At 58.5% G+C, this 12,457-nt stretch carries 11 protein-coding genes and 1 pseudogene; all 12 read right to left on the bottom strand.

Features of this window, described 5'->3' with window-relative positions; all coding sequences use genetic code 11:
* Positions 1-184: 184 nt before the first annotated feature.
* Positions 185-1,642, bottom strand: coding sequence for an IS4 family transposase (locus KHO30_RS38955; protein ID WP_211704083.1), 1,458 nt, complete (start codon positions 1,640-1,642; stop codon positions 185-187).
* Positions 1,643-2,069: 427 nt separating this feature from the next.
* Entirely contained in the window at positions 2,070-2,513 is a 444-nt protein-coding gene (locus tag KHO30_RS38945; protein ID WP_211704082.1) for a tyrosine-type recombinase/integrase, read from the bottom strand.
* 121 nt (positions 2,514-2,634) lie between these two features.
* Positions 2,635-3,648: a site-specific integrase gene (locus KHO30_RS38940; protein WP_211704081.1), complete on the bottom strand. Its 1,014-nt coding sequence runs from the start codon at positions 3,646-3,648 to the stop codon at positions 2,635-2,637.
* Positions 3,641-4,588 (bottom strand): tyrosine-type recombinase/integrase, encoded by a 948-nt coding sequence (locus KHO30_RS38935; protein WP_211704080.1) that lies wholly within the window; start codon positions 4,586-4,588, stop codon positions 3,641-3,643. Before KHO30_RS38935 ends, KHO30_RS38940 begins: the two co-directional genes overlap by 8 nt.
* Complete coding sequence (locus tag KHO30_RS38930; protein ID WP_211704079.1) at positions 4,585-5,844, bottom strand: site-specific integrase; 1,260 nt, start codon at positions 5,842-5,844, stop codon at positions 4,585-4,587. The genes KHO30_RS38935 and KHO30_RS38930 overlap by 4 nt, the downstream gene beginning before the upstream one ends.
* A 49-nt stretch (positions 5,845-5,893) precedes the next feature.
* Positions 5,894-6,565, bottom strand: a complete 672-nt coding sequence (locus KHO30_RS38925) for a tyrosine-type recombinase/integrase (protein WP_211704078.1) — start codon at positions 6,563-6,565, stop codon at positions 5,894-5,896.
* Positions 6,562-7,506, bottom strand: a complete 945-nt coding sequence (locus KHO30_RS38920) for a tyrosine-type recombinase/integrase (RefSeq protein WP_211704077.1) — start codon at positions 7,504-7,506, stop codon at positions 6,562-6,564. The genes KHO30_RS38925 and KHO30_RS38920 overlap by 4 nt, the downstream gene beginning before the upstream one ends.
* Entirely contained in the window at positions 7,503-8,741 is a 1,239-nt protein-coding gene (locus KHO30_RS38915) for a site-specific integrase (protein ID WP_211704076.1), read from the bottom strand. The genes KHO30_RS38920 and KHO30_RS38915 overlap by 4 nt, the downstream gene beginning before the upstream one ends.
* Positions 8,742-8,867: 126 nt before the next feature.
* Positions 8,868-9,740 (bottom strand): annotated as a pseudogene (locus KHO30_RS38910) (tyrosine-type recombinase/integrase); the annotation flags it as partial.
* A 115-nt stretch (positions 9,741-9,855) separates the two neighbouring features.
* Complete coding sequence (locus tag KHO30_RS38905; protein ID WP_211704074.1) at positions 9,856-10,074, bottom strand: hypothetical protein; 219 nt, start codon at positions 10,072-10,074, stop codon at positions 9,856-9,858.
* A complete protein-coding gene (istB, locus tag KHO30_RS38900) occupies positions 10,071-10,853 on the bottom strand; it encodes an IS21-like element helper ATPase IstB (protein WP_211704073.1) in 783 nt (260 codons plus the stop codon). The genes KHO30_RS38905 and istB overlap by 4 nt, the downstream gene beginning before the upstream one ends.
* Entirely contained in the window at positions 10,834-12,345 is a 1,512-nt protein-coding gene (gene istA, locus KHO30_RS38895) for an IS21 family transposase (protein ID WP_211704072.1), read from the bottom strand. The genes istB and istA overlap by 20 nt, the downstream gene beginning before the upstream one ends.
* Between the last annotated feature and the right edge of the window lie 112 nt (positions 12,346-12,457).

Here is a 12,457-nt window from a genome sequence, read left to right as displayed (position 1 = left end):
TGGGCAGACGCTTTTCGGCAACCACCCGGTCCGTCTCATCGATCACGCTCACCACGCTGTTGTTCGAATGCAGATCAATTCCGCTATATTTCACTTCAGCCTCCTTCTGGTAAAGTGATTCCGTGCAGACTCACTTTACCCCGCCGCCCCACGGGGCGGCGGTGGGAGGCCCGCTAGATGATTTTCAATTTCCACGCCCGAGCCAATATCCAAGCTGGATGTCCATGAGACGATGCATACCTCGCCAGATAACCGTATTGCCCGGTGGGGGATCATTGGCGCGCGCAAGATAACCGCCGAGTTGCGCGAGCTTGATGAGACTGCGTGACAGGGGAGGCGCCTGTGCAGTGCGTGCTGTATCTTTGACGAGTCGCTCGAGGAGGTCGGTCTCTGTTTGTGTAAGCGCCGTTTGAGGTGGCGCGTCCGGCGCGCAGCGGTTGAGCTCGGTCAGCCAGAAAACCCGCCATGAGAGGATGCAGAAGATGGCGATCAGGTTCGTCAGCCGGCTTGCGGTACGCAGTTGCGACTCTTCAGCCTTGCAGCCGGACTTCAGGATCTTGTGGAACGTCTCTATTTTCCAGCGCATCGCGTACCAGTCGATCTTTTCGATCGCCTGGAGACGTGAGTTCACCGGCAGGTCTGTAATCAGCTTCCATTCGATACGTGGTCGACCCAATGGCTCGCCTCGCTCCAGCGCATGAATAACGGTCAGCTTGAGTGCCGGATAGTGCCGCTGCTTGCTGACGGGCGGTAATACCGTGATGCGCCGATATCTGATTTCCAGAAGCGCTTGCTGGGGACACCCCTTGGAGTCGCGAAACTCGATCCGATGCAATCCCTTGACCCGCACCTCTGACATCTCGTCCGCAACGGTATGTCCGCCGTCGCCAGCCAACCTGTTAGTGCAGGTGCGCACCAAAAAATGCGTTCCAACCTCGCAGGCAGTGCAAAACAGTTCAAAGATGTCGCTCTCCCTGTCACCGATATGTACGCAGCGATCCGGATCGCCGAGTCGTGCCGTTGACTGCCGAAGGTTCTCAAGCCAGCGGTAGCTCTCTTTCTTCTCGATCGGTATGCGCGTGAAATTAACCTTGCGCTTCAACTTCGTGGTGTTCTTGAACTCTTTCCGGCTCCAGAATTTGATGGCCGTCAGCCCGAGCGGCAATCCCTCTGTTGTAACCGCCAGACTCGAATGCATCAGGACGCCGCATTGCGAGCTTGGTTTGGGACGGCCTCGACGCTCGGCGGCGGTTATCGTACTGCTGGCGTAACCGATGAGTTCGGGGTGCTCTCTTTCATACAGGAACGCGCTCGTGTCGTGAAGCACAAGAACCGGCCCTTCGGTCACTGCACAGCGCTGCGCCGTTGCCTGAAAATGACCGCTCAGGATGTCCTGCTCGCTTACGCGGTCGTTGTCCAGAAATCGATAGGCCGCTTTGGTGTTGGCCCAATCAACACAAGCCAAGGGGATGGTTTTGCCCATACCCTTCCATAGACGGCCTAGCAACATTTTGAAGCGTTTCATCAGTCGTTGGTCACGGAAACTACTTTGGGCGCTTTCGCGATTCAGCCATTCCTCCTCATCCGACGGCAACCCTTCTGCTGGCTGTGATCGTTGTCTCTGAGATTCTTTCTTATCCATTTCTTAATGTAGTAGTCCTAATTATTATAGGTTAACAAAAACTCGCGCATTTGTGGGTAATAGGGGTCGCTTCAGAAAACGGAAAATAAAGCACGCCAGGCCGATGAACCCCGGAGCTTGGGTACCCAGTTATGGTGCGGCGAACGCCTCATCCATCTGCCGGGAACGTTTGACCTCGTCACTCTGAAGGTAGATCGAGGTTGTCGCGATCGAGGCATGGCGGAGATTGTCTCGCACCGTCGTCAGTTCCGCGCCGCGGGCGAGCGCATGTGTGGCGTGGGTATGCCGCCTATGTCGCCAGCGACATAGCCGGCACTATATCGGCTTCCTGACTATGTCGAGTCACAAAATGACCATCCGCTTCGGTCCGATGCTCGCGAGTTGTGCGGCAAATCAGCCCGTTCATCACTCGACATAGTTTCCCCAACTACAGATTACTCAGAAAGGTCAGGAGCCGGTCCGTTGGCCGATAGCGTCCTGGCTTGCCACGTGGCGGAGATGTTTGCGCAAGAGCTTGCTCTTTCATCGCAAGTGTCGCTTCAAGATAGATCTGCGTGGTTTCCACGGATTCGTGTCCTAGCCACAGAGCAATCACAGAACGATCGACTCCGGCTTGCAGAAGATCCATCGCCATCGTGTGTCTCAATCGATGAACGGTAACCCGCTTCTGATTCAACGAAGGACAAATTTTAGAGGCCGAATTGCGATGCTTGTTGAGCAGATACTGCACGCCATGAACCGTGAGGCGTTCTCCCTTCGCGTTTGGGAACAGTACATCGCCATCGCCGCGCTGCGGTTCTCGAAGCCATGCTTTTAAGACGGCGAGCGTTGATTTGGCGATCGGGGTACAGCGCTCTTTGTTCTCATGCAAATATTTCCATGATCGAAACTATGACGATCTCGGGAATATGCGCAGTTCCGCGCCACGCAGACTCGTTTGTCCTTCTGCGATGGGCTATGCATAGCAGGTCCGTGGTGTGAACTGCGCATAATTACAGGCTTTCAAGGAACTGCATCAGGCGATCGGGCGGTCGATACCGCAAGATTCCGCTGCGAGGTGGCTGCAACTTGTTGAGCGCACGCTCCTTCATCGCGAGGTCGGCCTCGACGTACATGTGAGTCGTGGCTGGGCTTTCGTGTCCAAGCCACAGTGCAATGACACTCAGGTCAACGCCCGATTGCAGCAGATGAGTCCCAGTCGAGTGCCGGATGACATGCGGTGAAATGGGATGGCTTGATAGTTGAGGACATTGCCTGGTGGCTGTCTGCGCTGCGAGCTTGAGCCGATCCGTAACGTTGGAGCGCGTCATCGGATTCCCCGAGCGATTGGGGAACAGCATCTGGTCAGGCGATGACCCGATCCGGCGCAACCAGCTTCTGATTTGGCTCGCTGTCGAGCGCCACAAAGGTACGGTGCGCTGTTTCCGGCCTTTGCCGTGGATATGTGCACAGGGCGCCTTATCCAGAACGACGTCACCCACCCGCAGACCGATCAGTTCGGAAACGCGTGCGCCAGTATTGTATAGCGTTGCAAACAGTACCCGGTCCCGCTGCCCGCACCAGGTGTTGGGGTCAGGTGCGGCGAGTAGTGCCTCGATCTCGTCACGCGACAGGTGGCCGATGAGCGGCCTGTCGAAGCGCTTCATTGGGATAGCTAAAGTGCTTTGGATAACAGCCAGCGCAGAAATATCCTTGAGTGCTGCGTACTTCAGAAATGAACGGATGGCAACAAGTCGCGCATTCCGGGTGCGCGCGCAATTATGCCGATCGTCCTCCAGATGACGAAGGAAGGCGAGCACCAGATTCACGTTGATGTCCGCTAACGCCAGGTCGACAGGCGACTTACGGAGACGCGCCTGAGCAAACTGAAGGAATAGTCGAAACGTATCCCGATAGCTGGCTATCGTCTGCGGGCTGACTGCCCGTTGTTGCATCAGGCGCTCAACGAAGAATTCCTGTAGCAGCGCCGCGAAGTTTGACGACGAACAATGCCTGTGCCTAGACATGACAGACTCCTTCTGTAAAGTGCTCAAAGCGCTGAGCCGCAATTGCCATCAGTTCCGGGATGCCCGTCAGATACCAATAGGTGTCGGTCACCTTGGCATGCCCTACGTAAGTCGACAGCATGACCATCGCGTTGTCGACGTCCACTCCTTGCTGGTACCAGAGCAACACCCGTCGGCAGATAAACGAGTGCCTCAGATCGTGGATGCGTGGAGCAGGATGATCACCACGGGCGACCCATCCCAACTGTGAACGCAAGGACCCGAAGACATCCTCAACCGTACTGATCTTCATGCTGCTTCCGTGCACGATGAAGAAGTGATCGCTTAGCGTGATGGGCCAATCGTGATCCCGTAGCTCTACGTAGCGACTGAGTGCTCGCACGACGGTTGGATGAAGTGGAACGACGCGGGACTTACGATACTTCGTTTCCCGAATCATCAACAGGCCATGATCGAGGTCGACGTCTGCGCGTCTCAGATTAAGCGCCTCGGAAATCCGCAGTCCGGTGGCCGCGATCAGCCCGAACAGGGTTGAGTAGGTCACGGGCCGCAGTTTCTCCTTCGAAGGCAAGGTCAAAGCGGCGGCCAGCAGTTCCCGGATCTCCTCATCGGCATAGATGTGCGGTGTCAAACGGCGATGGGCTCGGCCGAAAAGATAAAGAGGAGGAACTTCGGTGGCGGGGTCAAATTGTTGGAGATACCTTGCGAACGGGCGAACGATCTCAATCCGGCGCGCCCAGGTAAAGGGCGCCTGACCTGGTCCAGATCGAGCCCAGGACGCTGCCAGATTTACGGTGAGCGGCCCTTGGTGGCCGCTCCGGTCGGCAAAGCAGGCAAAGTCAAGAAGCCGGCGGCCCGTGCACCGCAAGTCAAAACCGAGGCGACGTCTTGACGCAAGGTAGTCCTCGGCGAGCGATACCATCCTGACTGAACGCTTCATGACGTTCTCCCCGGCCAGGGCAGCGCGACTCTGGCAAGGCTGCTGAGATCGATCGTGGTGTAAATCGCGGTAGTATCCAGGCAGCGGTGTCGAAGGATATCCGCGATCTCCTTCATGAGGACTCCGGCCTGGACCAGTCGGCTCCCTACGCTGTGTCGCAGAACATGAGTTCCCCGCCGGCGTGGATCGCTACCGCATCGCGCATGAGCGGCGCGGACAGTGTTGCGCACGACGCTCGATCCGATGGGTTCGGTAAGCGGAGCGACATGCCGGAGAAATACCGCTCTGCTATCGGAGACCGGGCGGCCGTCAGTGAGGTATTGAGCAATTGCGCGGCCGGTCCGTGTCGGCAATGGAAGCACATCTGTTCGCCGCGCCTTGCCTGCCGATAACCGTAGCGTCCCGTCGTGCCAGTTCAGATCGTCCAGCTGTAGCGAAGCCACTTCGCCCGCGCGCAGTCCCAGGTCGACCATACACCGGGCCATCGCGTAGTCCCTGCGGCCGAGCGCGGATTGGCGATCGAATGCGTTGAGAAAGCGTTCCAGCTCCGCCTCAGAAAGCGTGTCTGGCAACGATGCGAGCCGCCACTGGGCGATTTGCGGGATCGCGGCAATAAGGCACCGGACATGATCTCCGTGCATACCCCGGAAACGTAAATAGCTCCGTAGCGCAATCCCAAGTACTTTGCCTGTGCTCGGTTTGCATCCTTCGAGGTGTCTGACTACAAATCGATGAACATGTTCCGGCTTGACCTGTGCCATATTGATTCTCGATGCACCAAATCGCTCCGACAGGAATATCCGCACGATGCGCGTGCGCAACCTTCTCGTAGACGCGGCCAGCCCGCAGACCTGGTCAAGATGTGCATCAAACTCCTTGAGTTCCTCCTGTATCAAAAGGGGTGTGAAATCGGGCCGAGGTGGTATGTCAGCTCTCTGGCGAAGCACGACAAGCAGACGATTTAAGGCTGGCCCAACATGGTTCCTGCATCGTGGTGTGCGCGATGGGCAGTCGCACCGCGGTAAGTGGTCATCCAGAAAACGGCGTACCAGCGCTTCATCAATCTGACTAAGTTTGACGCGTCGCTTGCGCAGCCAATGCGCAAAATGCGCGACGCTGCACAGATACTTACGGACGCTCCACGACGAATACCCGCGCCCGATCAAATAGCTGGAATAGGCTTGGTAGCTGGATTTGAACACGCCGTCTGTCAGCCATACCCGGGTCTGCTGCGGTATCGCGAACTCGTTGTCCATGATGACTCTCCTCAAAAGGCCGAACTGCCTTCTGAGGAAAGCACTTTTATTATGCGCAGTCCACTACTGGCGGCAGCCGTGGAAAACCCATCGCAGAAGGACAAACGAGTCTGCGTGGCGCGGAACTGCGCATATTCCCGAGATCGTCATAGTTGCGTCCCTTGCCGATCACGCGAAAGTGAGCGCCGACACCGAGGACGAGATCTTCGCGTTTAAGCCCGGTCATTTCGGACAAGCGCAGGCCAGTTTGCACTGCGGCCAACAGAAAGGCGTGGTCACGTCGACCGGACCAAGTACGTTGATCAGGTGCGGCAAGCAAGGCGTCGACCTCGGGTCGGGTCAGGAAGGGGACGAGTGTGCGGGTGAAGTGTTTGCTGGGAATGGCAAGCACTCGCTGGATCTGTGCGGAATGTGTCGGCGTTTCGAGAGCCGCGTAACGGAAGAAGGAATGAATCGCGGTGAGACGTAGATTACGGCTTCGAACGCTTAAGCCTTGTTGCTTCTCAAGTTGGTCTAGAAACGCGACAATTAAAGGCGCATCAATCTCCTCGAGGTGCAGGTGGGACGGTAGTTTATGCAACCGCTGCTGTACGAACTTCATTAATTGACGAAAGGTATCGCGATAAGAACTGATCGTGTGAGGACTTGCCTGGCGCTGTTGCATCAGGCGTTGCGTGAAGAAACGCTCCAACAGCGGAGCAAAGTCGGCAGAAGTGGTCATGATGGGTTCCCCCAACGTTGTTCAAGTCGGCGCATTGCCTCACGCATCAATTCCGGTGAGCCACTTAAATACCACTGCGTGTCTGCGACGTGAGCGTGACCAAGATAGGCTGACAGGATGGGCAGACGGCGCTCCGGATCGTGTCCGGAGCGGTACCAGTGTAAGAGCGTATTTGTTGCGAACACGTGCCTCATGTCGTGCAGGCGCGGGCCGTGACTGTCGGAGGTGCCACGCAAACCGATTTGCCGTGACAGTGCATAGAAAGTTCGATGAATCTCCGAAGCATCGAGACGATTGCCCCGATTAGAAACAAACAGATAGGATGAGACAGGTTGCCCCATCCACCGACGTTCGCGCAGAGCGATATAGTTGGCGAGCACCCTGGAGGTCGAAGCATGTAACGGAACGAGGCGGGACTTGCCGAACTTAGTACTGCGGATCGTCAATTCAGCCGCCACCAAATCTATGTCCTGAAGCTCTAGGTTGCGCACTTCACCCAGGCGCATGCCGGACACGCTCAGCAGCCCAAACAGGCAATAATAGGTCCATGGCTTGAGTTCATCCCGTTTGCAGCGGCAGGGTATCTGGAGCGCGGCATTTAGCAACTTACGAATCTCGCCGTCAGAATATAAGTACGGCTGAGCGCGTTTCGCGTGAAACGGGAGTAAGCCCGGTGCGGGGATTTGCGTGCGCGGATCGGTGGCGCTCCGATAGCGTGCGAAACAACGCACAAATCCTAGCCGGGCGGCCCAACTCGCGGGACGATAGTGTCTGGGTTGTTGTGCCCATTCGAGAGCCAGTGCCTGGGTGATATATTTCGCTCGACGTTGCTCCATGAATGTGACGAAGTCGCGTAGTCCTCTATCTGCCTCATTCAGCTTGAATCCTAAGGCGCGTCTCAGAGCAAGGTACTCCTGAGCGGCCTGCCGAAGTGTGTTCATTGCACACCTCCGGGCCATGGGACGGCCAGCTTGCGTAATGCTTTGATGTCGACCTTGGCATAGATCGTCGTGGTATCGGGATGATGATGTCCCAACAGCTCACCTATCTCGCCAAGCGACGCACCGTGGCGTAGCATCTCTGTGGCCAATGCATGACGGAACTGATGTGCTCCCGTAGTTGGGGAGCTAACACCCGCGCGCTGAATACAGCGGCGCACCACCGAGCTGACGGCAATTGACCCCCGAAATCCTGCGATGGGAGCCCTGGCGCGTAGAAACACCCGACGACAGGGGCTAAGTGGTCGCCCGTGCCGGAGGTATTCCGCTATCGCCTTGCCCACATCTGCTGGTACCGGCAGAGCGCTGCGTTGGCCGCTCTTGCCGTGCACACTCAACTGGCCGGCGCCCCAGTCAATGTCGTCGAGTTCGAGAAAAGTTACTTCACCCGCACGCAATCCCAGTCGCGCGAGCAGCAACAAGATGGCGTAGTCTCGACGACCAGTTGCGCTGTGTCGATCGATACTGGACAGCAGTTGCCGTATCTGTTCAGTTGGAATCGAGCGAGGAATCGACGACATCGACCAGTTGGCAACGCTCGGGACGGCGGCAGCCAGATCTAGCGTAATGTTTCCACGATAACGCGCGTAGCGTAGAAAAGATCGTAATGCAGTGGTCATGAGCTTCGCCCGTTTGGGACGCAGGCGCGAAGCCTCTTGCTGTACGAATCTCACGACATCCACAGCACGCAGGCGAGAGATCCTAATGCGGCCATCGCCAAAACAGGCTTTAAGAAAATCGCGGATGAACGGCAAATAGTTGACGATCGTCGCCCTGGCCAGAGCACGCGCGTCGCGTAAGTACTCCTCATACGCTTGTACGTAGCGCTCAACTGGGGTCGGTCGTCGCTCCGGTATCTTCTGACCAGCAATCAATCCCTCATGGTCCAAAAAGTCGATGAGGTGTCTGAGCGCGGCGCGATCTCCTCGAGCAAGTCGAACATGCCGAGCGCGATACCGAAAATATCTAATCGCATGATCAGAGCAGACACTACCCAATTCGATTCCCGACTGCTTAAGCCATCGGCTAAAGCCTGCAGCAATCTGAACTTGCCGATTCAGTGAGAACGCACTGTATCCCTGATCGTTTATCGATCTGGAAAACGAGGCAATGTGGGCCGAGAGTGGACCTTCAAGTGGTCGCGTGAGCGCAACCTGCTTATCGATGATGTACTTCACGATGAACTCCTTCCCCGACGTCGGGGCGACTGGGAGGAGTCAAGACTATCTCTATTCCATCCTACGGATTTGCTGTAAAAATCGACCTGCTACGAGAGCACAAGACATAGTCAGGAAGCCGATATAGTGGCGTGTCCAGTGGGGGCTGGCGCGACGCAACTTTTCAGCCAGCACGGGATGATCGGTGCCGATGACATCGGCGGCCCGGCGGAAAAAGCCGCGCATCACGAACCACAGACGGGAACGGGTGATGCCCGTTGCTCCTTCTCCGTCAAAACTCGCCAGTAGCGGGGCTTTCGGATCCCAGCGCTGCGGTGTCACCGGCAGGCGCCTCTGGACGAGGTACTGTTTGAGTGCAACGCGCGCGAGGGGCGGCAAGGCTATCTTGCCAGGCTTGCCGCCCTTGCCCACGAGATTGAGCCAGTGGGCGCCGCGTTCGTCGGCACGGATGTCGCCAAGCCTCGCGCCGACAAGTTCGCTCGCACGCAGACCGGTCGCGTAGGAAAGGTCGAGCAGGAAGCGCAGCCGCTGCGCGGCGGGAGCTTCCCAGCCGTACGACCATTCCAGTCCGTTCGCGATCGTGCGAACCAGCTCCCATTCGCCTTCTGTGAAGCCGCGCGACGTGTCGAGTGGCGTGACGCGCGTCTTGCCGCGCACCTTGATACCAGCAAACGGATTGGTGAGCACGTAGCGTTGCTCGATCAGCCAGCGAAACAACGCACCCAGGACAGAGAGTGCGTAGGCGGTCGAGCGTGCCGACAGGTTTCCAGAGAACGGGCGCCAGTCGGGTGCGTTGCGCGGCCGCGGCGGTCCGACCCACCGCTCGCGCGGGGCGGGATGCCGCAGAAAGCTCCGATACGCGATCGCATCTTCGGTCGTGAGTGAGGACAATGCCCGCCCGCGCTCGACGATGGCCCAGAGGATCAGGCGTTCAGCTTCCTTGCGGTAGGCGCTGTGCGTGGCAGGCGTTTCATGCAACGCGAGCCACGCGTGAACCGCGTGTTAGCGGTGCTGTAAATCCGCTTAAAGATGGCGTCGCAAGGTTGAGCAAAGCACTCAACAATAAGGGGGCCGCGTGGCCCCCTCGAAGGTAACGTGATGTGCAGCGTGTCGGTCAGAATGGAGGATCGTCTGGTTCTGGCGTATGGCAGTCCGGCGCACGCTGTTCGAGCAGTAGCGCGTGAAGCTGGCGTGCATAATGCTGACGGACGACGTCGAGCATGTCATCGAGCAACTCAAACACGGCAAGCGCCTGTTCAGGTGTCCAGTCTTCGGGCACGACGAACGGCAGGCCATGCCGTCGGCCCGATGGCAGCAAGGGTGTTCGACTCATTCTTCCGCTCCTTCCTGTGCGCCGCTCTTCTTCGCTCCTCGCCGTCGGGAACGTGCTTCGGCGCGCTCGCGCGCTTCCTTGAGACGGTAGGATTCGCCCTCGATCGCGATGACCTCGGCGCGATGCACCAGCCGGTCAACCAGCGAGACGACACAGGCGGCATTCGGGAACACCTCCGTCCATTCCTTAAATGGTTTGTTGGTCGTCACGATCGTAGAACGGGCCCCATATCTCCTGCTGATCAATTCGAACAGCAGGTCGGCATGCCGGTTTGAATACGACAGATAGCCGACTTCGTCAATACAGAGCAGGTCCGGCGTTGCGTAGTAGTGCAGACGCCGGCGCAACGCCGAATCGCTATCGAGCGCGGCAAGTTCGCCGAGCATTTCCCCTGCTGCCCTGAACAGCACCGTGTGGCCCTGGATGAGCGCCTGATGGGCCACGTTCTGCGCAAGCGTCGATTTGCCCACGCCGTTTGGGCCAATGAACACGGCGTTAGTTGCCTCCCTGACGAATTCCAGCGACATCAGTTCATTGACGGCCACGCGATCGATGCGTTTGGGCCATTGCCAGTCGAAGTCGCCCAGCGACTTGAAGTCACCCAGCTTCGCGGCGCGGATGCGCCGCTGCAGGGATCGGTGGGTGCGCTCGTCTTCTTCCCACTGGATAAGCGGTGCGACCCATTCAGCTCCGCTTACTTCGGACCAGTGCCCGACCAGACCGTTCAAGCGTAACGCCTGCGCGCGTGTGAGCAGGATATCAGTGGTCTTCGTGTTCATGGTCATCATTGTCCGTTGTCAGTTGATCGTAGCTGTCGAGCCGATGCGGCTGCACCGGCGTGTCCTTGCGCCGCACGTGCTCGGGCAGACTCATCGCGACCGGAGGCGGCTCACCGCGCTCGGCGCGCCGGCGCTCCAGCGCCAGCCGCACGGTATTCGTGTGCGGCACCCCGGCGGCGAGCGCTTCCTCGACCGCGGCCTGCAGCTCGGCTGCACCGTACCGGTCGAGCAGGCGCAGCAACCCGTTCGTGAGCCCACCGAGGTTCGCGCCGCGCTCAGCCGCTCGCGTGAGCAGCAACTGGCTGGCTGGCACGGCCTTCGTCAGGCTGTTGACGCCGCGATGCTGGCTCGCCTGGCGTTTGCGTTCCTTGAGTTCCCGGATATGCTCGGGCAGCTCGATCTGCGCGTCACGGTCATAGCTGCGCGGGTGACTGGCAATCATCTGGGCGCCGTCAAACACGCGCACCTGCTGCAGATCGGCGCGCACAGTTAGCGTGCGACGCACATGCGTGGCGCATATCGTGTAGTCGTTCAGGTCGAAGCGCACGTACGGTGTCTTGCCGACCTTGACCTCGAGCTGTTCCTCCACGGGGTACGGGTTCTCCGGCAGCGCAAGCAGTAACGGCTTCTCCATCGCGAAGGCCTCGCGTACCGTCATGGTCCGATCCTCCGGACACGGCCGGTCGGCCGCCTGGGTGCGGCACCAGTGCTCGGCCTGCGCGTTCAGATCGTCCAGATCCTTGAAGGTGCGCGCCGCGAAGAACGCCTCGCGTATATGTCGAATAGCCCGTTCCACCCTGCCTTTTTCGTTTCCGCGGTATACCGCCACCGGACGCGGCTCGAAGCGGTAATGCCCGGCAAATGCGAGCAGCCTCGGGTTGAAGCGAATCGCGTCACCCTGACGCTCAAGCACAGCACTTTTAAGGTTGTCGTACAGGATGACCTTCCCGAGCCCACCCCAATGGGTGAACGCGCCGACATGCCCGCGCAGGAAGTTCTCCATCCGGGCATCAAGGAAGAAGTGCAGATAAATGTCGCGCGAGTACGAGAGCACCATCACGAAGGCCATCAGCGGGCGCCTCGCCCGACCGATCTCCATGTGGCCAAAGTGGGCCCAGTCACATTGCATCTGTTCTCCCGGCAACGTGCGCAGACGCAGGAATGCCTCGGCCGCCCGACGCGGACGGCGTTGCGCAATCAGGTGCCGGAAGTGGTCAGGTGCCCCCTTGTAGCCGCGCTCGCGTACCATCGAGTACAGGCGGCTGGCCGTCAGCGTCGGGAACGTCTCCAGTGTCTGCTGGATGAACTGAAGGTACGGCTCAATCATTGAAGGGCGCGGCGGCGGTCCGTGTCGTGGCAGCCCCGCATGCGCGAGCACACGCTGCACCGTCTGACGATGCACACGCAACTGCTTCGCGATGGTGCCGCAGCGCCACTTTTCGACGTGGTAAAGGCGCAGGATCTGCGCCTCCAGTTCAGCTTTAATGGTCATCTGAATATTCCACGCCAAAGTGAACAGGGATTCCACGGCAAAAAGAACACGAATTCCACGGCAAAGTTAACGCCGATTCCACGGCAAAAAGAACAGGGTTTCCACGCCATCG

Origin of the sequence: Paraburkholderia aspalathi (genome assembly GCF_905220735.1) — a bacterium.
In the GTDB taxonomy this organism is placed as follows: domain Bacteria; phylum Pseudomonadota; class Gammaproteobacteria; order Burkholderiales; family Burkholderiaceae; genus Paraburkholderia; species Paraburkholderia aspalathi.
This window is presented reverse-complemented; position numbering and strand designations above follow the sequence as displayed.